At 64.7% G+C, this 21,377-nt stretch carries 20 protein-coding genes and 2 pseudogenes; 7 read left to right on the forward strand and 15 right to left on the reverse strand.

Annotated features, from left to right (window positions below):
* Nucleotides 1–194 precede the first annotated feature (194 nt).
* The 4 genes from ACVIHF_RS29240 to ACVIHF_RS29255 form a co-directional block, all read right to left on the reverse strand.
* Nucleotides 195–1,043: an outer membrane protein gene (locus ACVIHF_RS29240; protein WP_176937006.1), complete on the reverse strand. Its 849-nt coding sequence runs from the start codon at nucleotides 1,041–1,043 to the stop codon at nucleotides 195–197.
* Between the two features lie 301 nt (nucleotides 1,044–1,344).
* Nucleotides 1,345–2,595 carry an MFS transporter gene (locus tag ACVIHF_RS29245; protein ID WP_456792935.1) on the reverse strand — a complete coding sequence of 417 codons (1,251 nt, stop codon included), beginning with the start codon at nucleotides 2,593–2,595 and terminating at the stop codon, nucleotides 1,345–1,347.
* Nucleotides 2,596–2,907: 312 nt separating this feature from the next.
* Nucleotides 2,908–4,254 carry a phosphoglucosamine mutase gene (gene glmM, locus ACVIHF_RS29250; protein ID WP_016846677.1) on the reverse strand — a complete coding sequence of 449 codons (1,347 nt, stop codon included), beginning with the start codon at nucleotides 4,252–4,254 and terminating at the stop codon, nucleotides 2,908–2,910.
* A gap of 215 nt (nucleotides 4,255–4,469) precedes the next feature.
* The gene (locus ACVIHF_RS29255) at nucleotides 4,470–4,649 is read right to left on the reverse strand and encodes a hypothetical protein (RefSeq protein ID WP_310883277.1); all 180 of its coding nucleotides are present in this window, start codon (nucleotides 4,647–4,649) and stop codon (nucleotides 4,470–4,472) included.
* 142 nt (nucleotides 4,650–4,791) lie between these two features.
* On the opposite strand from ACVIHF_RS29255, the gene ACVIHF_RS29260 reads away from it, so the two are divergent.
* Nucleotides 4,792–5,928, forward strand: a complete 1,137-nt coding sequence (locus ACVIHF_RS29260; RefSeq protein WP_310883278.1) for an alpha-hydroxy acid oxidase — start codon at nucleotides 4,792–4,794, stop codon at nucleotides 5,926–5,928.
* Nucleotides 5,929–6,190: 262 nt separating this feature from the next.
* Here ACVIHF_RS29260 and ACVIHF_RS29265 read toward each other — a convergent pair whose 3' ends face one another.
* From ACVIHF_RS29265 to ACVIHF_RS29290, 6 genes and pseudogenes are all read right to left on the reverse strand, one after another.
* Nucleotides 6,191–6,799, reverse strand: a complete 609-nt coding sequence (locus ACVIHF_RS29265; protein WP_092085248.1) for a single stranded DNA-binding domain-containing protein — start codon at nucleotides 6,797–6,799, stop codon at nucleotides 6,191–6,193.
* 260 nt (nucleotides 6,800–7,059) lie between these two features.
* On the reverse strand, nucleotides 7,060–7,638 hold the full coding sequence (locus ACVIHF_RS29270) for a hypothetical protein (protein WP_176937008.1): 579 nt from the start codon (nucleotides 7,636–7,638) through the stop codon (nucleotides 7,060–7,062).
* Nucleotides 7,639–7,755: 117 nt separating this feature from the next.
* Nucleotides 7,756–8,598, reverse strand: a complete 843-nt coding sequence (locus ACVIHF_RS29275) for a shikimate dehydrogenase (protein WP_456792936.1) — start codon at nucleotides 8,596–8,598, stop codon at nucleotides 7,756–7,758.
* 31 nt (nucleotides 8,599–8,629) lie between these two features.
* Complete coding sequence (locus ACVIHF_RS29280) at nucleotides 8,630–9,271, reverse strand: YoaK family protein (RefSeq protein WP_456792937.1); 642 nt, start codon at nucleotides 9,269–9,271, stop codon at nucleotides 8,630–8,632.
* Nucleotides 9,272–9,476: 205 nt separating this feature from the next.
* Nucleotides 9,477–11,526: pseudogene (locus tag ACVIHF_RS29285) on the reverse strand (elongation factor G).
* A gap of 159 nt (nucleotides 11,527–11,685) precedes the next feature.
* A complete protein-coding gene (locus tag ACVIHF_RS29290) occupies nucleotides 11,686–12,600 on the reverse strand; it encodes a LysR substrate-binding domain-containing protein (protein ID WP_057015950.1) in 915 nt (304 codons plus the stop codon).
* A gap of 124 nt (nucleotides 12,601–12,724) precedes the next feature.
* On the opposite strand from ACVIHF_RS29290, the gene ACVIHF_RS29295 reads away from it, so the two are divergent.
* Nucleotides 12,725–13,657, forward strand: coding sequence for an alpha/beta fold hydrolase (locus ACVIHF_RS29295; protein WP_456792938.1), 933 nt, complete (start codon nucleotides 12,725–12,727; stop codon nucleotides 13,655–13,657).
* On the opposite strand, the gene ACVIHF_RS29300 is transcribed toward ACVIHF_RS29295, so the two are convergent.
* The 3 genes from ACVIHF_RS29300 to ACVIHF_RS29310 all read right to left on the reverse strand — a co-directional run bounded on the left by ACVIHF_RS29300 (nucleotide 13,654) and on the right by ACVIHF_RS29310 (nucleotide 16,428).
* A complete protein-coding gene (locus ACVIHF_RS29300; protein WP_316399019.1) occupies nucleotides 13,654–14,136 on the reverse strand; it encodes a DUF992 domain-containing protein in 483 nt (160 codons plus the stop codon). The two genes, ACVIHF_RS29295 and ACVIHF_RS29300, sit on opposite strands and share 4 nt — an antisense overlap.
* 321 nt (nucleotides 14,137–14,457) lie before the next feature.
* Nucleotides 14,458–14,982, reverse strand: coding sequence for a DUF992 domain-containing protein (locus ACVIHF_RS29305; protein WP_028336065.1), 525 nt, complete (start codon nucleotides 14,980–14,982; stop codon nucleotides 14,458–14,460).
* A 243-nt stretch (nucleotides 14,983–15,225) separates the two neighbouring features.
* On the reverse strand, nucleotides 15,226–16,428 hold the full coding sequence (locus ACVIHF_RS29310) for a pyridoxal phosphate-dependent aminotransferase (RefSeq protein ID WP_028340563.1): 1,203 nt from the start codon (nucleotides 16,426–16,428) through the stop codon (nucleotides 15,226–15,228).
* Between the two features lie 607 nt (nucleotides 16,429–17,035).
* Here ACVIHF_RS29310 and ACVIHF_RS29315 point away from each other — a divergent pair.
* The 3 genes from ACVIHF_RS29315 to ACVIHF_RS29325 all read left to right on the forward strand — a co-directional run bounded on the left by ACVIHF_RS29315 (nucleotide 17,036) and on the right by ACVIHF_RS29325 (nucleotide 18,263).
* Nucleotides 17,036–17,689: a glutathione S-transferase family protein gene (locus tag ACVIHF_RS29315; protein WP_057015955.1), complete on the forward strand. Its 654-nt coding sequence runs from the start codon at nucleotides 17,036–17,038 to the stop codon at nucleotides 17,687–17,689.
* A 180-nt stretch (nucleotides 17,690–17,869) separates the two neighbouring features.
* Nucleotides 17,870–18,046, forward strand: a complete 177-nt coding sequence (locus ACVIHF_RS29320; protein WP_456792939.1) for a hypothetical protein — start codon at nucleotides 17,870–17,872, stop codon at nucleotides 18,044–18,046.
* A gap of 61 nt (nucleotides 18,047–18,107) precedes the next feature.
* Nucleotides 18,108–18,263, forward strand: a complete 156-nt coding sequence (locus tag ACVIHF_RS29325) for a hypothetical protein (protein WP_456779067.1) — start codon at nucleotides 18,108–18,110, stop codon at nucleotides 18,261–18,263.
* A 17-nt stretch (nucleotides 18,264–18,280) separates the two neighbouring features.
* On the opposite strand, the gene ACVIHF_RS29330 is transcribed toward ACVIHF_RS29325, so the two are convergent.
* Entirely contained in the window at nucleotides 18,281–19,246 is a 966-nt protein-coding gene (locus ACVIHF_RS29330) for an IS481 family transposase (RefSeq protein ID WP_456792940.1), read from the reverse strand.
* Between the two features lie 163 nt (nucleotides 19,247–19,409).
* Nucleotides 19,410–19,764 (reverse strand): annotated as a pseudogene (locus tag ACVIHF_RS29335) (DMT family protein).
* A 212-nt stretch (nucleotides 19,765–19,976) separates the two neighbouring features.
* On the opposite strand from ACVIHF_RS29335, the gene ACVIHF_RS29340 reads away from it, so the two are divergent.
* Entirely contained in the window at nucleotides 19,977–20,792 is an 816-nt protein-coding gene (locus ACVIHF_RS29340; protein ID WP_456792941.1) for a PAS domain-containing protein, read from the forward strand.
* 103 nt (nucleotides 20,793–20,895) lie between these two features.
* Nucleotides 20,896–21,357, forward strand: a complete 462-nt coding sequence (locus tag ACVIHF_RS29345) for a GNAT family N-acetyltransferase (protein ID WP_172649052.1) — start codon at nucleotides 20,896–20,898, stop codon at nucleotides 21,355–21,357.
* The last annotated feature ends 20 nt before the right edge of the window (nucleotides 21,358–21,377 follow it).

Genomic DNA, 21,377 nt, shown 5'->3' on the forward strand with positions numbered 1-21,377 from the left:
CTCCATCCACCGCACCGATTTCGCGTTGATCATCGCCTGTTAACCTTAACCAATCGTTGTCGCCGCCCGTTTTCGAGCACGCAAGGTGCAGAAGTGCGCGACATGACGCGGCAAGTTCGCGACATGACGCGGCAAAGAAAAACGGCGCGGGATGGTCCCGCGCCGTTGCAATCGTTAACCGTGAAGGCCCGAAATTAACCCTTGCGGATCAGCGGCGGCGGAGGCGGCGGCGGCACGTCGCAGCACGGCAAGTTGAAGCGCACGCCGAGCTTCACGTCCTGCGAGGTGATGTCGCGGTACTGGAAGCTCGAGGGACCGGCCGGCGTGCCGTCGAAGAAGTGACCTTGGCCGTGGGCGGCAGTGCCCATGTCGAGGTAGCGATAGGCCAGTTCAACCGTGAAGTTGTTGGTGACCTTGTAGGCGACACCGGCATGCAGCGCCCAGGCGAAGTTGGTCTTGGTGGCGCCATCGGCGATGAAGGAGCTGGTGAGGCCCGACCCGCTCGGGAACGTCGCGACGTCGGAGAAGGCCGAGGTCTTGATCGTCGCGGCACCGACACCGGCACCGATGAACGGGGTCAAACAGCCCCAGGTGCCGAGATCAGCGTAGACGTTGACGAGGCCAACCCAGCTCTGGATGCCGCCATGATAGGCGTCGCTCAGCGGGCTGGGCCCGGGGAACGTGAAGAAATCGGTGCCATTGAAGCTCACCTTCGAGCGATACTCACCGGTGATGTCGGCGCGGAACCAGCTGTTGAACTGATAGCCGACGCCGATGCCGTAGAGCACGCCGCCGTCGAAGCCGTGGCCATACTGGTTGAAGGCGGTGCCGGCCGGCAGTGTGTCGTAGGCGTTGACGTGCAGCTTGGCCTGGGTGTTGGTCATGCCGATGTCGCCGCGCAGATACCAGCCGCCGAAATCCTGGACCGGCGGAGGAGCATACGCCATCGGAGGCGGCGGCATGATGGGCATGTCGGCGGCGAACGCCGCCGAGGACAACAGAGATGCCGCACCGGCGGCAATCAGGGTCTTTACGCTACGCATTGGCTTCGTCCTTTTGGGCCAAGTGAGGCGACACGAAAGCCCCACGTCTGAAACTCACGGCCCGGACGATGGCAGGAAATGTTTAAGCGGCACTTAACCCTAATTTTTAAGGTTGATTTTCTCTCACCTTTCTCTGCGGCTGTCGCTTATGGGTCCATAAATGACGCAGGTTGGCGACGAAACATCGCGATCCCGCCACAAGTGCTAATGAAGCGTTGACGCATCCGCGCCGTTCGCAAGGCACGCGAGCCGGGTGTGTTAGCGAATGCTTAACGCGGGCGTCGCGTCCGCGGCCGAGCGTTCAGCGCACGGCCTGCGGCATCCTCGGCAGGAACACCGCGAGCAGGCCGATCGCCGGCAGGAAGGCGCACAGCTGATAGACGAAGGCGATCGAGGTGTGGTCGGCGAGCTTGCCGAGCACGGCGGCGCCGAGACCGCCGATCCCGAAGGCGACGCCGAAGAACACGCCAGAGATCATGCCGAAGCGATGCGGCATCAATTCCTGCGCGAACACGATGATCGCCGACGTCGCCGACGAGATGATCAAACCGATCACCACCGTCAGCACGGCGCTGGCGAACAGGCCGGCATAGGGCAGCGCCAGCGTGAACGGCAGCGCGCCGAGGATCGAGAACCAGATCACGTATTTGCGGCCGAAGCGGTCGCCGAGCGGACCGCCGATGAATGCGCCCGCGGCATTGGCGGCAAGGAAGACGAACAGATAGAGCTGCGCCGCCTGCGTCGAGACGCCGAACCGGTCGATCAGATAGAAGATGTAATAGCTCGACAGGCTCGAGACATAGAGCTGCTTGGAGAACAGCAGCGCGACCAGCACGATGAGCGCGATCTTCACGCGCCGCTGATCCGGATGGTCGGGATGCCGCGCGATGGCGGCCGTCTTCTTGCCCGATATCTGCGGCTTGTACCAGACGCCGATGCGCCAGAGGATCACGATGGCAAGGAACGCGATCGAGGAGAACCAGGCGATCGAGGGCTGGCCGAACGGCACCACGATCAGTGCTGCGAGCACCGGTCCCATCGAGGTGCCGAAACTGCCGCCGAGCTGGAACACCGATTGCGCGAAGCCGTAACGTCCGCCTGACGCCAGCCGCGCGATGCGCGACGATTCCGGGTGGAACACTGCGGAGCCGAGGCCGACCAGCGAAGCCGCGATCAGGATGACAGCATAGGTGTGCGCAATGCTGAGCAGCAGCAGCCCGAAGAAGGTGAAGCCCATGCCGATCGCAAGCGAGAACGGCTGCGCCTTCTTGTCGGTGAAATGTCCGACCAGCGGCTGCAGCAGCGACGCCGTGAACTGGAACGCCAGCGTGATCATGCCGATCTGCGCGAAGTCGAGCGCGTAATTGTCCTTCAGGATCGGATAGACCGAAGCGATCAGCGACTGCATCGTGTCGTTGAGGAAGTGCGAGAAGCTGATGCCCGCAAGCACGACATAGGCCGGTCCCGCAGCGGCGGCGACCTTCGCGGCCGTCAGCTCCGGCACCGGCACCGGCTCGCCCAGCGCCTGTTTGCTCACGACGGGTTTGTTCAATGCAGCATTCCCGGACAGATTCGCAAAAATACCTCCGTGTCGTACGACGCGGAGGTGAGGCAAACCAGTTGCGTTAGCCGATGGCAGCGATGCGCGGTGTGGCCAGCCGGCGGCCAAACTCTATCCCCGTCACCCTGAGGAGCGCCAACGGGTCCGCGCAAAGCGCGGCCCGATGACAGGCTCCGCGCGTCTCGAAGGGTCGACGGCCCGGCGCTCGCCAAATTGCGACAATGGGCCGTGCATCCTTCGAGACGCGCGCAAGGGCGCGCTCCTCAGGATGACGGATCACGAGCTGACGAGGCCGGACGGAGCTTATGCCGCAGCGGCGTGGCCGAGTGCGCTGACGATGTTGTCGACGACCTCTTCCACCAGGATACGATCGTCGCCCTCGCCCATGACGCGGATCACCGGCTCGGTGCCGGAGGGGCGGATCAACAGACGGCCATGGCCGTTGAGGCGCTTCTCGCCGTCGGTGATCGCGGACTTGACCTCGGCGTCGTCGAGCGGCTTGCCGCTGCGATAGCGCACGTTCTTCAGGATTTGCGGCAACGGGTCGAAACGCCGGCAGATCTCCGACACCGGGCGGCGCAGCTTCTGCACCACGGCCAGCACCTGCAGTGCCGCGACGAAACCGTCGCCGGTCGTCGAATAGTCCGACATGATGATATGGCCCGACGGCTCGCCGCCGAGATTGTAGCCGCCGCTCAGCATCTGCTCGAGCACATAGCGGTCGCCGACCGGCGTGCGGACCATCTGCAGCCCGAGCCCCTGCAGGAAGCGCTCCAGCCCGAGATTGGACATCACGGTCGTGACGATGCCGGGCTTGGCGAGGCGCCCTTCTTCCTTCCAGCTCTGCGCGATCACCGCGAGCAGCTGGTCACCGTCGACGATGTGGCCGCGCTCGTCGACCAGGATGACGCGATCGGCATCGCCGTCGAGCGCAATGCCGATGTCGGCGCGCATCTCGCGCACCTTCCGCGACAGCGCTTCCGGCGAGGTGGAGCCGCATTCCTTGTTGATGTTGAAGCCGTCGGGTTCGACCCCGATCGGCACCACGTCGGCGCCGAGCTCCCACAGCGCTTCCGGCACCACCTTGTAGGCGGCGCCGTTGGCGCAATCGACCACGACGCGCAGGCCGTCGAGCGAGAGATCGCGCGGCAGCGTGCGCTTGGCGAATTCGATGTAGCGGTCATGGACGCCGTCGATGCGGCGGGCGCGGCCGAGGCTCGCGCTCTGCGCCAGGCGGCGGTCGAGCGATTCGTCGAGCAGCTGCTCGATCTGCTTCTCGACATCGTCCGACAGCTTGAAGCCCTGCGGGCCGAACAGCTTGATGCCGTTGTCTTCGAACAGATTATGCGACGCCGAGATCATGACGCCGAGATCGGCGCGCATCGACTTGGTGAGCATCGCGATCGCCGGGGTCGGCATCGGGCCGACCAGCAGCACGTCCATACCGACCGAGGTGAAGCCCGCGACCATGGCGTATTCGATCATGTAGCCGGACAGCCGCGTGTCCTTGCCGATCACGACGCGATGGCGATGGTCGCCACGCTGAAACACCAATCCCGCGGCCTGCCCTACCTTGAGCGCGAGCTCCGGCGTGATCAGTCCATTGGCGCGGCCCCGAATTCCATCGGTCCCGAAATATTTGCGGCTCATGTAACCCCCAACACGGACCTCTCGAACCACCCGGCGAGAGAGTCCTGAACGCCTACCAGTCTAGCGTGCATCGGCCTTATAGACTGCCAGGCGCTAAAAGGACTTCAAAAAATATGATGAATCATTACCGGGGCTAAACCCCGTGCCTCTACATTAAGGCACTGAAAGATATAACATTATTACTCTTTCGGCAACCTGGGGAACGAACGTCGTCCCTACCCTTTGCCGGTGCGCTTGACGTGCTGGTCACCCTTGGTAGGGGCCGGCTGGGTGACATTGACGGGGTCGGAACCGGGAAACGTCTCCTCCAGCCCCTCCTCCAGGGCCTCGTCGAGCCGGCGCTTCTCGGTGTTCTCGTCTGCTTTTGCTTTCGGTTTGGAGCCTGATTGGGTCATCGCGCTCTCCCATCCGTCTTCGATTTGGCAGGCCTCCCATCCATGCTAGATGACGGCAAGATCGAACACCCGCAAGACTTGCTGCCTAAAACAAGGCTCGCGATATCGAACTTGCGACACAGAAGAAGGGCCGGGACCGTCCATGAAGCACATTACCTGCATCGAAGATCTGCGCCAGCTGCACAAGCGCCGGGTGCCGAAGGCGTTTTTCGATTATGCGGACCGCGGCTCCTACACCGAGGACACGCTGCGCGCGAATTCGGAAGATCTGCAGCAGATCAAGTTCCGCCAGCGCATCCTGGTCGATGTGTCCAAGCGCACCCTGGCGACCACGATCCTCGGCGAGCCGGCCGCGATGCCGCTGATCCTGGCGCCGGTCGGCCTGCTCGGCATGCAGCATGGCGACGGCGAGATCTATGCCTGCCGCGCCGCGCAGGCGGCCGGCATTCCCTTCACCCAGAGCACGATGTCGATCTGCTCGATCGAGGACATCGCCGCCGCCGTCGACAAGCCGTTCTGGTTCCAGCTCTACGTCATGAAGGACCGCGGCTTCATCAAGTCGCTGATCGAGCGCGCGATCGCGGCGAAATGCTCGGCGCTGGTGTTGACCGTCGACCTGCAGGTGATCGGCCAGCGCCACCAGGACATCAAGAACGGCATGACGGTGCCGCCGGAATGGTCACTGTCGAAGCTGATCGACTTCGCGACCAAGCCCGCCTGGGTGTCAGGCGTGCTGCAAGGCAAGCGCCGTACCTTCGGCAACATTGCCGGCCACGTCAAAGGCACCGAGGATCTGACGAAACTGTCGGAATGGACCGCCTCGCAGTTCGACACCTCGCTGAACTGGAAGGACATCGACTGGATCCGCAGCATCTGGCCGGGCAAGCTGATCCTCAAAGGGATTCTCGACGTCGAGGACGCCGAGCTTGCCGCCAAGACCGGCGCGCAGGCGATCGTGGTCTCCAACCATGGCGGCCGCCAGCTCGACGGCGCGCCGTCCTCGATCGAGGTGCTGCCGGAGATCGTCGATGAGGTCGGCTCGAAGCTCGAGATCATGTTCGACGGCGGCATCCGCACCGGCATGGACGTGATGCGGGCGCTGGCGCTCGGCGCGAAGTCCTGCATGATCGGCCGCGCCTATGCCTATGGCCTCGGCGCCGGCGGCCAGGCCGGCGTCGCCAAGGCGATCGAAATCCTGGGCAAGGAGCTCACCACCACGATGGGACTGTGCGGCGTCAACACCATCGCCGAGATCGACGATCACGTGCTGGCGGTGTAGCCGCCGGCGCTATTATCGTAGCCCGGATGAAGCGAAGCGTAATCCGGGTCTTTCTTCGTGGATAGAGTTGCCCCGGATTGCGCTGCGCTCCATCCGGGCCACGCAATCTTCGTCGTCCCGGGCAAGCGAAGCGCGACCCGGGACCCATAACCACCGATGGCCGTCGTTTCGCAGCGCTGCGAGCGACAGCGCGCTTCAACAACTCAACCCGGTGGTTATGGGTCCCTGCTTTCGCAGGGACGACAGCGGAGCCTGTTCAGCATCACATCGGCGGCGCAATCCCGTCGCGGCCGACATTGACGCGGTTGGCTTCCAGCGTGCCGTCGTCCTTCTTCAGCGCACCGAAGATGATGATCTTGGCGCCCGGCTTCAGCTCCGACTTGTCGCCGGCGACGAAGGTGACGACCGGGGTGTCCGGCGGCACCACGACTTTCTTCTCGCCGTCCTTGTACTTCACCGTGATGTTCTGGCCGTCGGTGCCCTTCACGGTCTCGGCGACGGTGGCGTTGGTCATGGTCGAGTTGGCGCGCAGGTCCCACGGGCGGAAGCCCTCGGCGGCGCCGCGCTGGTTCTCCGGGAAGATGTGAACCGCGATCGCCTTCTGCGTTCCGTCGGGTTCGGGCATCGCGGTGACGCCGATGTAGGAACCGGGCTTGATCTCCGACAGATCGGTCTTGGCGACGCCGAACACCGCGACGTTGTCGGTGGTCCGCACCTTCATGTCGGCGCCGTCGCGCGACTTGATCGACAGCATGGCGCCGTCGACGGCCTCGATGGTGCCGCGGATGCGCACCGCCGGCGGCTGCTGCGCGGATGCAGCCGAAGCAAAGGCAACAAGAAGCAATGCGGCGAACAGCGTCGATTTCGGCATGGTGTCCCTCATGGGTTTGGCTGGCGAATCAGGGAACACCGGGGAGTTGAAGGTATTCCGTGCGGCTACCTCCCGTTCGCGGGAAAGGTGACCGTTCAACAACTACGGACCGGATGAGGGGGCCGTTACTGCGATAACGGACAGGTGATGCGTTTGCATGTTGTGCCGTAGCCCGGATGGAGCGGAGTGCAATCCGGGGACCGCCTTCCTGGGAAGATTCCCGGATTTCGCTCCGCTCCATCCGGGCTACACGCTGCGCGTCACATCGGCGGCGTAAGCCCGTCGCGGCCGACGCTGACGCGATCGGTCTCAAGCGAGCCGTCCGGCAGTTTCTTCATGAAAGCGATGACCTTGGCGCCGGCCTTCAGGTCCGCCTTGTCGCCGGGAACATAGGTCACGACCGGCGTATCGGGTGCGACCTCCACCTTTTTCTCGCCGTCCTTGTATTTGACCAGCAATGTGTGGCCGTCATTGCTCACGACGGATTGCGCGACGGTCGCATTGGTCATGCTGCTGTTCGGCTTCAGATCGTAGGGCCGCGAGCCTTCGCCGGTGCCGCGCATGTTCTCCGGGAAGACATGCACCTCGACCGCCTTCGGCGTGCCGTCGGGGCCGGGCACGGTGGTCGTGCCGATGAAGGAACCGACCTTGATGTCGGACAGCGCGACCTTGGTGAGACCGAGCACCACCATGTTGCCTGCCATGTGCAGCTTGACGTCCTCGCCGCTGCGCGACTTCACCGCGAGCGTGTCGCCGTCGACGCTCTCGACGGTTCCCCGCACCCGGGTCGGCGTCGGCGGCTGCTGCGCGAGCGCGTAGAGCGTGGACACCGTCACCATCGCAAGCGCGATGAACGGCCGAATGAGATGAGAGCGGCTGGCAGGCATGACTGATCTCCGGGAGGGAACGCGGGGGGACTAACACCAGACCCCGTTCCGGAGATGCTATTCCAGGCCTCAAGTCTTTGTGAGATCGGCTTCAACAAGCGCACGCAGTTCCGGCGTGACCTGCGGACGCCGCCCGAACCACAATTCGAAACCGCGCACCGCCTGGTGCAGCAGCATGCCGAGTCCATCGGCGGTCTTCAGACCACGCGCCTCTGCCGCCGCAAGCAGCGGCGTCACCAGCGGCACATAGACGAGGTCGGAGACAACCGCGCCCTGCGGCAGCAGGCCGACATCGACCTCGAGCGCGGGCTGACCATGCATGCCGAGCGAGGTGGTATTCACCAGCAGGCCGGCGCGCGGCAGCAGCCCATCAACCTTGTCCCAGGTCGCGGGATGAACCCGCGCGCCGAATTGCCCGGCCAGCGCGCGGGCGCGATCGATGCTGCGGTTGACCAGATGCACGCGCGCGATGCCGCGCTCGATCAGGCCGAACACCACCGCACGGGCCGCGCCGCCGGCGCCGAGCACCAGCGCGTCCTCCGTCTTGTCCCAGCCGGGCGCGCAGGCGTCGAGATTGTTGATGAAGCCTTCGACATCGGTGTTGGTCGAGCGCAGCTCGCCATCGGCGAACCACAGCGTGTTGGCGGCGCCGACGGCACGGGCGCGCTCATCCGGTGCCGACAGCGCCAGCGCGCGCTCCTTGTGCGGAATGGTGACGTTGGCGCCGACGAAGCCGCGCAGCGACAGGCGAAACAGGAAATCCTTGAAATCCTCCGGCGGCACCGCCTCGATCACATAGCCGCCCTCGATGCCGAGCGTGCGCAGCCAGTAATGATGGATCAACGGCGAGCGGGAATGCGCGGCGGGCCAGCCGATCAGGCACGCGGCGCGGGTTTTGCTTGAGGACGTCATGATGGTGACATCGGCCAAGGCAGGCGCGCTGTCAATCCGTCTGCTTCGCGGTTGCGGCAACCAGCGCGCTGAGGGCGAAGGCGGCGCCTGCGGCAAACCAGATCGCGGTGAGATTGATCCAGCCGTAGGCAAATGCGCCGGCGAGCGCGCCCGCAACCAGCGCCGCCCACAGCAGGATGTTGGGCAGCCAGGCCCAGCCGGCACCGCCGGTCAGCGTGGCGGCGATCAGCTGGCCGGCCTTGACCAGCGCGCCGGTGACATAGGTCAGGCCGAGCCCGGCCCCGCCTGCCAGCTGGAATACGGCATTCTCGAGCCCCATCGCCAGCACGATGGCGGCGATCGCGGCATTCGGCAGGCCATAGGCATAGGCCAATGCCGCTGCCGCGAGCAGCAATGCCTCGACGAGCAGGATCAGGGGCTGGCGATGCGCCAGCGGGCTCAGCACGATCAGGCTGCCGGCCGCAGCCCCCGCGACGAACAGCACGATCAGCACCAGTGCTTCCAGCGCGTGCTGCCAATGCCCCTCGGCCAGCGTCACGCCGAGCCGCGTCGAGTTGCCGCTCATGAAGGAGACGAACAGCCCGCCGAGATGCAGATAGCCGATGCCGTCGACATAGCCGGCCAGCGCGCTGAGCGCGCAGGCCAGCGCCAGGTTACGGCGGGATTCAAGCATGACGGTGGGATTCGCTCCCGGTGTTCAGAACGACAATGTTCATGAAAGCAGTCGGCTTGGGAAGGAAGGGAGCGAAGCAAAGCAGCGTCGTCCGTCATTCCGGGATGGTCCGAAGGACCAGACCGAAGGTGCGCAATTGCGCACCGGGGAATCTCGAGATTCCGGGTTCGATGCTAACGCATCGCCCCGGAATGACGGAGTGCCATCAGGCCGCGTCGCGATGCGCGGCGATGATCTGGTCGGCGGCGCGGCCCGTCACTTCGGCCATGCGGTCGAACTGGCGGGTGAAGGTGCCGGCGCCGGCGGTGGCGGAGCGCAGTTCGACAATCAAGTCGCCGATCTCCGATTCCGGCATCGTGGCGCGGACGCAATCCCAGCCGATCCAGCCGTCGCGGGTGTCGAAGCCGAGGATCTGGCCCGCGGCGCGCCGACAGGATCGCGTTGATCTTGGCGGTGGCGTCGGTCGGACAGACGATCTCGACCATATGGATCGGCTCCAGCAGCACGGGCTGGCACTGCGGCAACCCTTCGCTGACCCCGATCCGCGCCGCGGTGCGGAACGCGAGGTCGGAGGAATCGACGCTGTGATAGGAGCCGTCGGTCAGCGTGACGTCGACGTCGATCACGGGGAAGCCGAGTGGGCCCCGCGCCAGCGCGTCGACGACGCCCTCTTCCACCGCGCCGATATAGTTGCGCGGCACCGCGCCGCCGACCACTTTCTCGTGGAATTCAAAGCCTGACCCGCGCGGCTTCGGTTTGATGTCGAGCACGACGTCGCCGAACTGGCCATGACCGCCGGACTGCTTCTTGTGCCGGCCGCGCTGCGTGATCGGCTTGCGGATGGTCTCCTGATAGCCGATCGCCGGCGGATGCGATTTGACGTTGACGCCGTAGCGGTCCTTCAGCCGCTCCTGCGCCACGCGCAGATGCATCTCGCCCTGCCCCCACAGCACGGTGTCGTGGGTGCGCGGGTTCTGGATCATCGTCAGCGAGGGATCTTCCTCGTTCAGCCGCAGCAGCGCCTGGCCGAGCTTGACATCGTCCTTGCGGTCGGTCGCGGCAATCGAGATCGACAGCACGGCCGCGGCCGGCTCGACCTTGACCAGCGAGGCCGGCGCCGTCTTGCCGCTCGAGACCGTATCGCCGGTCTTGATCGCATCGAGCTTGCCGAGCGCGACGGTGTCGCCGGCCTCGGCCTGCGGCCGCTTGCTGTCATGCCCGCCCGAGACCGCGAGGATGCCTGAGACGCGTCCGCTCTCGCCGCTTGAGGATTGCAGCGTCGCGCCGTCGTCGAGCCGGCCCGCAAGCACGCGCGCCAGCGACAGCTTGCCGCCGTGCTGCAAGTGCACGGTCTTGAACACGTAGGCCAGCGCATCCTTCTGATCCTTGATGCCGAGCCGATCGGCGGTCTCGGCAACGCCGGGCGCCTCATGGCGCAGCGCCTTCATCAGGCGCAGCACGCCGTTCTCGCGGCTCGCAGCGCCGAGCAGCACCGGACAGATCTGCCCATCGCGCAGTTCGCGGGCGAGATCGTCGAACACGGCATCGCGCGGCGGCTGGATATCCTCCAGCAACTGCTCCATCAGCGCGTCGTCATGGTCGGCAAGCTTCTCCAGCATCGAGAAGCGGGCTTCCTTCTCGCGATCGAGATTGCCGCCCTCGAGCGCCATCACCTCCGACGGCTTGTGCTCGCGATAGACGAAGGCGCGCTCCAGCGCGAGATCGACAAAGCCTTCGATCAGATCACCGTTCCAGATCGGGATCTGGCGCAGCACCAGCGGCACGCGCGAGGCCGGCTGCAGCGTCGCAAGCGTCTCGCGGACGCGCTTGTTGGCGCGGTCGATCTTGTTCAGGAACAGGAAACGGGGAATTCCGAGCTCCTCGAGCTCGCGCAGGATGATCTGCAGCTGCGGCAGCTTTTTCTCGTCGGCTTCGCAGACCACGACCGCGGCATCGACTGCCGGCAACGCTGCACGCATATCGTGCGCGAATTCGATCGAGCCGGGACAATCGATAAAGGTGTAGCTGTCCCCCATAAAGGTGGTGGTGGCGGCGGTCAGGCCTACGCCCATCTTGTGCTGACGCGCCTCGGGGCTGGCATCGCCGACGGAGGTTCCGGCATCGACGCTGCCGGCAGTTTTAATGGCGCCAGTGCGCGCCAGGATCGCTTCCAGAAGTGTGGTTTTACCGCTTTGGAAAGGGCCCACCAATGCGATGCACCGTGGACCTCGGGGACTTCTGACGTCTTGTCCCATTGCCGCCTCCTCGTTTTGGAGCTCGGCCCATGATTGGGTCGGCGACCGTTTATGCTCTGCCTGCGTTTGACATTTGGCAAGCGGGAAAACGTCGCTGCGGTGCGGCGTCGCGGAGGTTTGCAATTCCGAGCCATCGTCCGGACAATTGCATCCGCTGCGTCAGTTCCTTCGCGCAAGTCCCGGAGAAATCTCGCGCCAGCGTGTCGCAAGGTCGAGCAGACGCTGCACGGCGGGCGAGACATCTTCTTCACGCCACGCAATCGTGAGCGGCGCCGTCACCGCCGGCGCGGCCAAGCGGACATACGCCACGCCGCGACCGGTCTGCGCGCGTGCCGCGGCCTCCGGGACGAGCGATACACCGACGCCGGCGGCGATCAGGCCAATCGCGGTTTGCAGATGCAGCACCTCCTGCGCGAGTCGCGGCGTGAATCCGGCGGCTTGGCACGCGGCGACGATCAGGCCGGTGACCGATGGCTCCGGCCGCGCCGGATAGAGCACGAAGGCATCATCGGACAATTCGGCAAGCGCAATGTCGTCCCTCTCGGCAAGCGGATGCGCGCGCGGCAACGCCGCGACATAGGGCTCCTCCAGGATCAGGCGCTGGGCAAGACCCGCCTCCGGCAATAGCGCCGGGCGTGCGAAGCCGACATCGATCCGGCGTCGCCGCAGCGCTTCGGCAATCTCGGCCGCCAGCATCTCGTCAAGCACGAGCTCGACGTCGGGACAGGCGTCGCGATAGCTGCCTATGATATCGGGCAGACCGGCGAACATCGCGGAGCCGACGAATCCGATCGCGAGCTTGCCGGCCTGGCCGCGCCCGACGCGCCGCGTGTCCGCAACCGCGGCCTCGAAATTTGCGAGCAGGGAGCGGGCGCGCGCAAGCAGCAGCTCGCCCGCCTCGGTGAGCCTGACAGGACGGCTATTCCGCTGCAGCAACGTCACGCCGAGTTCGTCCTCGAGCTGACGGATCTGCTGGCTCAGCGGCGGTTGCGCGATGTGCAGCCGCTCGGCCGCGCGGGTGAAGTTCAATTCCTCGCCGAGCGCCACGAAATATCTGAGATGTCGCAATTCCATGCCGTCGGTATAGCACGGCGGCGGGTGCCGTCAGTCATACGCAATAGCTCTGCAACCGTATCGAACGAGTATTGGACCGGACGCGCGAACGCGGACAGCCTGCGACAAAGCAAAGGGAGTCCCCATGACGGCGCTGGAAAAAGCCTTCGCAGAAGCAGCCGCGGCAGGCATTACGCAACAGAAGATCGATATCGGCGATTTGCGCGTCAATGTCGCGCGCTTCGGCAAAGGGCCGCCGCTGCTCCTGCTTCACGGCTGGCCGGAGTTCTGGCTGGTGTGGCGCCCGCTGATGCTGCGCCTCGGCGACAGTTTTGAACTGATCGCGCCCGACTTGCGCGGCTGCGGCGACACCGGCAAGCCGACAACGGGGCCCGATGCGTCCGCCACCGCGGAGCGCCACGCGCTGGATATGTTTGCCGTCATGGACGCGCTCGACTATCAGCGCTTCGGCGTCATCGGCGGCGATCTCGGCGCCTACGTCATGCAGGCGATGTCGCATCGACATCCGCAGCGGCTGATCGGCACGCTCTATCTCTGCACGCCCTATCCGGGCCTCGGCCATCGCTACGGCCAGCCCGGCCACCTGATCGAGGTCTGGTATCAATACTTCCAGCAGCTGCCATGGGCCGCGCAATTGGTCGGAAGCTCGCGCGAGTCATGCCGGCTCTACTTCCGGCATTTCCTCGACCACTGGTCGGGCGACGATCCCGCGGTGTTCGGCGACCTGCTGGAAGCCTATGTCGACAACTTCATGAAGCCGGGCAACATCCAGGGCGGCTTCGACTGGTATCTCTCGTCCGCGCCCAATCGCCGGCTCTGGCTGGAAGGCAAGCTGCCGGCGCAGCCGCGCATCGACGTGCCGTCGCGCTTTCTCTGGGGCCGCCGCGATCCGTTGATCGCGCCCGAATGGTCGGACAGGTTGGGAGACTATTGGAGCGAACCTTCGATCAGGTTCGTCGAGACCGGGCACTATGTTCACGCCGAGGCGCCCGGGATCCTTGCCGAAGAAGCAAGCGGCTTCTTCGGCAAGCTGATCAACCGCACGGGCGCGCGTTAGCGGCCCGGACGCAGCTCCAGGCTCTCGAGGCCGGCGGCGATGTTGATGCCGACCTGGCCCTGCACGCTGAGCGGCTGCAGGGCGATCGTGTTGTCGGAGCCGCCGACCAGCACGTTGCCGCCGACGCCGACACCGAGCGTCGCGCTGCCCTGCGCGCCGGCATAGTTGCCGGAGAGCGCACCCGGCCCGAGCCGCTCCACCGGCGCATAGACGCCCCAGGCCAGCGCCGATTCCTGGGTGATGCCGAGATCGATGCCGACCTTCTGGATGGTCGCGATGTAGCGATCCTCAGGCAGACCATTGGCGCGCAGCACGCAACCGAGATGGGTCACGGAACCGACGATGAAGCCGACGCTCGCGCCGCCGCGGCATTCAAGGACGCCGACCTGCACGCGCTGGATCGGCTGTTGGGCGCTGGCGCTCACGATTGCGGTCAGCGTGGCAATGGCAGCACCGGCGAGGAAAGTGAAGCGACGCATGTTGGGGAGTCTCCGGCTGAGAGGCATGACGCGAGCAGAGAACCGAACGGCGCCGTGTCTGCGGCGCCGTTCGCATCCTATGCCACAACATCGAACGTCCAGCCAGAATTTGTGGTGCCCGGCCACCGATTGTCAGGAGATGTTGCGGCGCTGCTATGTTCCTCGGGGTCCGCCGATTGATCGAGCAACGGACAGCAAACAACAGACAACAAAAAAGAGGCCCGCTTTCGCGGGCCTCTTTGATCGAACACCGACCAGCCTAGAGCGTTTTCGAGCGAAGTGGATACCGGTTCGCGTGAAGAAAACGCGTCAAAACAAAATCTAGTGGTGGTGATGATGATGACGGTGGTGACGATGATGACGGCGCGGACCGCCGTAGGCGACCGGCTCGAGATCGATCCCGGCGATGCCGGCCGCAACGTTGAGGCCGGTCTGGCCCTGCACGCTGACCGGCTGCAGCGCATAGGCATTGTTCGGGCCGCCGAACAGGAAGTTACCGCCGGCGCCGAGGCCGACCGAGGCGTTGACGCCGACGCCGCCGTAGCTGCCGGCCAGCGCACCGCGCGGGAGCTGGGTGGTCGGCGCGCTCACGGCCCAGGCGAGCTGGGTCGTCGCGGTGACGCCAAGGTCGACGCCGATCCGCTTCACGGTCGCAACATAGGGCTCGGGCCGACGGCCGCCGCTCTGAAACACGCATTCGAGGCGCGCGACAGAGCCGACAACGAAGCCGACATTCTCGCCGCCCTGGCATTGCAGGACCCCGGCTTGAACCTGAGGCGCCGCGTTGGCGGTGGCGAACGGCGCCAGCAACGCAAGCGCTGCAAGGGTGAGGGTCGAAAGTCGCATTGAACTGTCTCCGCAAGGTGAACTGAATTTGCGCGGCGGACAGGAAGGAAGGCTCGTGTCCAAAACAAGGCAGCGCGCAAAGACGCCGTAAAAACTTCCCGCGTGTGGCATCGATGTTCGCACACACGCGCGTGAGGTGAGCAGGATGTGATTTGACTCGTCGAATTTACCGGCGCGATTTCAGCGCACAAACAAAAACGCTCCCGCACCAGGTGCGGGAGCGTTTCTTGATTTCGGATCGACCTACCGCAGATTACCGCAGAAGCGCTGGATACGCTTGCAGGCATCCTCGAGATCGGAAGTCTTGGTGGCGTAGGAGATGCGGAACGCGGGTCCGAGCCCGAATGCCGATCCCTGCACCACGGCGACGCCTTCGCTCTCGAGCAATTCGGTAACGAACGCCTCGTCGTTGTCGATCAGCTTGCCCGACGGCGCCTTCTTGCCGATCGTGCCGGCGCAGGACGGATAGACGTAGAACGCGCCTTCCGGCCGCGGGCACTCGATGCCGCTCGCCTGGTTGAGCATCGACACCACGAGGTCGCGACGCTCCTTGAACACCTTGTTGTTCGCGGCGATGAAGTCCTGCGGACCGTTGAGCGCCTCGACCGACGCCCATTGCGCGATCGACGACGGGTTCGAGGTCGACTGCGACTGGATCGTCGCCATCGCCTTGATCAGCTGCGCCGGGCCGCCGGCATAGCCGATGCGCCAGCCGGTCATGCAGTAGGCCTTCGACACGCCGTTCACGGTCAGCGTGCGATCGTACAGGCTCGGCTCGACCTGCGCCGCCGTGGTGAAGACGAAGTCGTCATAGACGAGGTGCTCGTACATGTCGTCGGTCATCACCCAGACATGCGGATGCTTGACCAGCACGTCGGTGATCGCCTTGAGCTCGCTCTTCGTGTAGGCCGAGCCGGTCGGGTTCGACGGCGAGCACAGGATCACCCACTTGGTCTTCGGCGTGATCGCCTTCTCGAGATCTTCCGGACGCAGCTTGAAGCCGGTCGAGGCCGGGCACACCACCGGCACCGACTCGCCGCCGGCGAGCGCCACCATCTCGGGATAGCTGACCCAGTACGGCGCCGGGATGATCACCTCATCGCCCGGATTGATGGTCGCCATCAGCGCGTTGTAGAGCACCTGCTTGCCGCCGGTGCCGACGATGACCTGGTTCGGCTTGTAGGTCAGGCCGTTCTCGCGCGCGAACTTGTTGATGATGGCTTCCTTGAGCTCCGGAATGCCGCCGACATCGGTGTACTTGGTCTTGCCGGCCTCGATCGCGTGGATCGCTGCGAGCTTGATGTTGGCGGGCGTATCGAAGTCAGGCTCGCCGGCGCCGAGGCCGATGACGTTGCGGCCCGCGGCTTTCAGCGCGCGTGCTTTGTCCGTGACCGCGATCGTCGCGGACGGCTTCACACGGTCGAGCGCAGCGGACAGGAAGGCCATTATTATCTCCTGGCAAACGCCGTGAGCCGTAGGGCCACGACTTGATTTGAATGGGATCGCGGCACCCTAGGCCTGTCGCCGCTGCACCGCAAGAAGCTTGGCGGTAAAGCACGAAAACTTTCGCGCATGGCTCGCGGCGCGCGCAATTTTCCGCAAGTTCCGGCGCCGGATGACTCATATCCGGCAAGCCCGCTCCGGTCTTGCCGGAGGGCCCTTCGGCGGCATGCGCCAGCGCGGATTGCTCCGAGGACAATGCCGCGCGGCAACCTGCCTGACAGCGCTAACGGCGGGTCGTCAACGCAGACCGGCGCGTCGTGCCGCCAAGGATGGCGCGTTAAGGTTTGTGAATTTCAGCGCGCCGGCCATGGTCGCGACCTTGGCGATCGACCGGCACCGTGCAGAGCGTCGCGCAGGCGTGATCCGAGTTGTTCTGCCGTGTGGATGGAATCGTTCTGCACGTGTGCAGTGCAGTAGACGTTTCGACTTTTTCCACACTGCAGGGCTTGCGACGCACCCCCGTCAGCATCATTGTTTAGCGGCGTTGCGGTGTGACAGGCCGCGCAATTTTTAAGCGTACCGTCTCCCTGACCGAGTGAACCACGACGCAATGTACAAGCTCTATTCGATGCAGCGCTCCGGCAACAGCTACAAGGTCCGGCTGGCGCTTGCCGTGCTGAACACGCCGTACGAGGCGATCGAGATCGACATCCTGCGCGGCGAGAGCCGCACCCCGGAATTCCTGGCCAAGAATCCGAGCGGCCAGGTGCCGCTGCTCGAGGTCGCCGAGGGCCGCCATCTCGCCGAGTCCAATGCCATCCTCTGGTACGTCGCGATCGGCACGCCGCTGGCGCCGGAGTCGCGGATCGAGCGCGCCGAGGCGCTGCAGTGGATGTTCTTCGAGCAGCACGCGCTGGAGCCGAACATCGGCGCCGCCTATTTCTGGCTGTCGCTGGTCAAGGGCGGACGCGACCTGCAGACGCACGCGCTGGAGGACTGGATGGAGCGCGGCTATGCGGCGCTGCAGGTGATGGAAAATCACCTCAAGGAGCACGCCTATTTCGCCGCCGGACAGCTCACCGTCGCCGACATCGCCCTCTACGGCTACACCCACGTCGCCGACCGCTGCGACTTCGACCTGGCGACCTTTCCGTCGATCCGCGCCTGGCTCAAGCGGGTCGAGCAGACCCCCGGGTTTGTCTCGATGGACTGGCAGCCTGGTACCGAGGCCGAGCCTGAGCCTCGCCTCGCGGCCGGCGTCTGAACGGCCGGGTGTGAATCCAGGGAATAACGGGGAAACTGCCCAAATAACGGGCAAAACTCGCGCCACCGCCGTATTTTAGCCATTTTTGGACGGCGCCGCCGCCGCAATGTTGCCGGTGACAACCGGCAGATTCGCGCGGATGTCGCGAGTGATTCGCTCGCGGCCTGAGGGATTTAGACCATGAAGCGGTGGTCCGGCACGGCAGGCTTCGATGGCCGCCCTGCCCCGGTGGCATCATCCGGGCTGACGAACGCGATCGCCGCGTCGCTCGCGCTCGGCGCGCTGACGTTGTGCTTGGTCGTCGCCGTGACGGTGCTGTCGAGCAACATCACCATGGCAACGGCGATCCCGGCGTAATCAAGCAATTTCCGGTTGGCACCTGATCCGCGGCAAGGCGCGGGAGAGACAGCGGCGCGACATGATGAAGACCCCCGTCGGACTGGTGACCGTGACGCTGTCGGCGGCGATCCTGCTGGCGGCATCGCTCCTGATCGTGACCGGCACGCAAGGCGAAGACCGCGCACGCCCCGCGCATGTCACGACGCCGACCGCCAAGCCGGCCCCGCACCGCTAGCTCAGGCGCAGAGCGCATTAGGTGTTCAGTCCCGAGGTCAAGTGGATGGGATCGATCCTGAAGCGGTTTGGTTCGTCGGCCCATGCTTTGCAGATAGCTTCATAGGGCGTGAGACCACGCAGGGTCTTAAGGCGTCTGGCGAAGTTGTAAGCATCAAGGAAGGCAGCGAGGTGATCTTCCAATTGCTCGTGGGTCTCGTAGTGGTATCGCCGGACGGTTGCCTCCTTGAGCGTGCGGTTCATTCTCTCGACCTGACCGTTAGTCCAAGGATGATTGGGCTTGGTCAGGCGATGCTCGATGCTGTGTCCCAGGCAGGCCCGGTCGAAGGGATGGCCGCGCCAGCTTGCAGTGGCGCCATCACGATTCTTAGGCAGGTCGGCGAACTGGATACCGTTGTCGGTCAGTACAGTGTGGATCCGGAAAGGGACGGCCGCCACCAGTTCTTCGAGGAAGGCCCTGGCTGCTGCACCCGTGGCCTTCTTCACCAGCCGGGCGAAGGCGTATTTGGCGGTCCGGTCCACCGCCACGAAGAGATAGAGTTTGCCTTCCTCGGTGCGGACCTCAGCGATATCGATGTGGAAGTAGCCAATGGCGTAGCGCTTGAAGGGTTGCCTGGCGGGCTTGTCGCCGGCGATCTCGGGTAAGCGGCTGATCCCGTGACGTTGCAGGCAGCGGTGCAAGGACGAGCGCGTGAGATGCGGGATCGTCGCCTGCAGCGCATAGAGACAGTCATCCAAAGGCAGGAGCGTGTGCTTGCGGAAGGCGACGACCATCGCCTCTTCCTCGGCAGAAAGCACGGTCGAGCGCACGGTCTTTGGCCCCATCGGCGCATCGTGGACAAAGGTGCGCTTACGCCACTTGGCGACCGTCTTTTGGTTGAGCCCGTGCTGGGCGGCTAGCTCTTTGAGCGGAGCCTTCGATCGCTGTATTGCCGCTCGGATCGCGTGCGTGGTCGTGGCGCTGCCATGGAGTATCTGGCCCATAGGTCCTCCCGGAATGAAGGACCAGTTTGGCTGATTCCCCCACACTCCGGGACCAGACACCTAGAGCGTTTTCGAGCGAAGTGGAAACCGGTTCGCGTGAAGAAAACGCGTCAAAACAAGCATCTAGAGCTTCGGTTCTGATTCAATCAGAACCGAAGATGCTCTAGCCCCATTTGTGGAAGATCAGAAACGCGCCGGCGGCGATGAAGGCAAATCCGAGCGCGTGATTCCAGCCCAGCGGCTCCTTCAGGTACAACACCGAGAAGGCGGCGAACACGACCAGCGTGATCACCTCCTGCATGGTCTTGAGCTGCGCCGCCGAGTAGACCGCGCTGCCCCAGCGATTGGCCGGCACTGCCAGCCAGTACTCGAAGAAGGCGATGCCCCAGCTCACCATGATGACGATGGGGAGCGAGTGATCCTTGAACTTGAGATGGCCGTACCCAGGCGAAGGTCATGAAGACGTTCGAGGCGAACAGCATCAGGATCGGCAGCAGCGACGGCGAAATGGCGGGCATCGAATGTCCTCTTGCAAGCAAAGCACGCGGTAACCCGCAGGCACGGAACCGGGTTCCGTGCCGATCTGCATATCATTTGATTTGAAAGCAGCGAAAGCTGGTTCGGCCCCCGCAACGCCCGCTTAACGGTCGGGACGGAAATGCCGGCGCGGTTGCGGCCCTGTCGTCAAACTGCGGCTTTATCGTTCGTTTGATAGATAGCGAGAACGCGCATGCGGTTCGACTGGCGTGCAATTTCAGGTCCGGCCCTGACGGCGATCACGGCATCCGCCGCCTTCCTGCTCGATCGCCTCGTTGTCGCCGTCCCCAATCCCGCGCCGCTGTTCGTCTGCATCGTGGCGCTTGCGAGCTCGATCAGCGGCATCACCTCCGGGCTGATCTCCGCCGCGATCGCGGTGGCCGCCTCGGCGCTGTTCTTCCTCAATCATCGCGCGCTGCCCGGTTACGACACCGCCGACGTCGCGCGGATGCTGATGCTGGCGGCGACCGCGGCCGGCACCGCCGTGATCACCGGAATGCTACGGCAGAAATGGATCGACGCCTTTGCCGCGGACCAGCAGCATCACGCCACCGCGGAGCGGCTCGCAGCCGCGTTCGACCAGGTCGACATCGGCATCGTGCTGCTCGACGCCGACACCCGCGCCGAATTCATCAACCGCGCCTTCCGCGACTATTTCGCGCTGTCGGATGCGCAGGCCGAGAGCAAGCCGCCCTTCGTCGCGCTGATGTATCACGGCCGCGACACCGGCGCCTATGAACTGCCGGAAGACGAGCTGAGCGCGTTCATCGCCGAGCGCATCGCGATGATGCGCGCCGGCGACTCCACGCCGATCAATCTCAACCTCGCCGACGGCCAGGTGCTGCGCTTCAGCTGCACCGCACTGCCGGACGGCGGCCGCATGCTGAGCTACACGCCGGTCACCGACCTCGTGCGGCACACCGACGATCCCGCGAAGGCCGATGAATATCGGGCCCAGCGCGCCGGGCGCGAGCGCCGTCTGGCGCGGCTGCTGCGCGCCGCCGAGTGAGGCGCGACCTCGTCCGCAATTGATCCTGCGAGATAGCGACGGTAGAACCTTGCGAGCGGTGCGGAGACATCGCCCGCAACGCAGGATCATTCAGGAATCCTCCATGGCCGACGACGTCACCATCCGCTTCGTCACCCGCGACGACTACGCCCAGTGGCTTCCTCTGTGGGACGGCTACAATGCCTTCTATGAGCGATCCGGGCCGACCGCGCTCGCGCCCGAGATCACCGCGATGACGTGGGAGCGTTTCTTCGATGCCTATGAGCCGGTGCACGCGCTGGTCGCCGACGCCGGCGGCAGATTGCTCGGGCTGACGCATTATCTGTTTCACCGCTCGACCACGGCGATCGCGCCAACCTGCTATTTGCAGGATCTGTTCACCAGCGAAGCCGCACGCGGCAAGGGCGTTGGCCGCGCGTTGATCAACGGGGTTTACGCGCAGGCCAGGCTCGCGGGATCGCCACGCGTCTACTGGCAGACGCATGAGACCAACCACACCGCGATGCAGCTTTATGACAAGGTCGCAGACAAGCCGGGCTTCGTCATCTATCGCAAGATTGTCTGAGCGGATCTTCGCGGCCTGTG

This window comes from Bradyrhizobium sp. USDA 4506 (assembly GCF_054058795.1).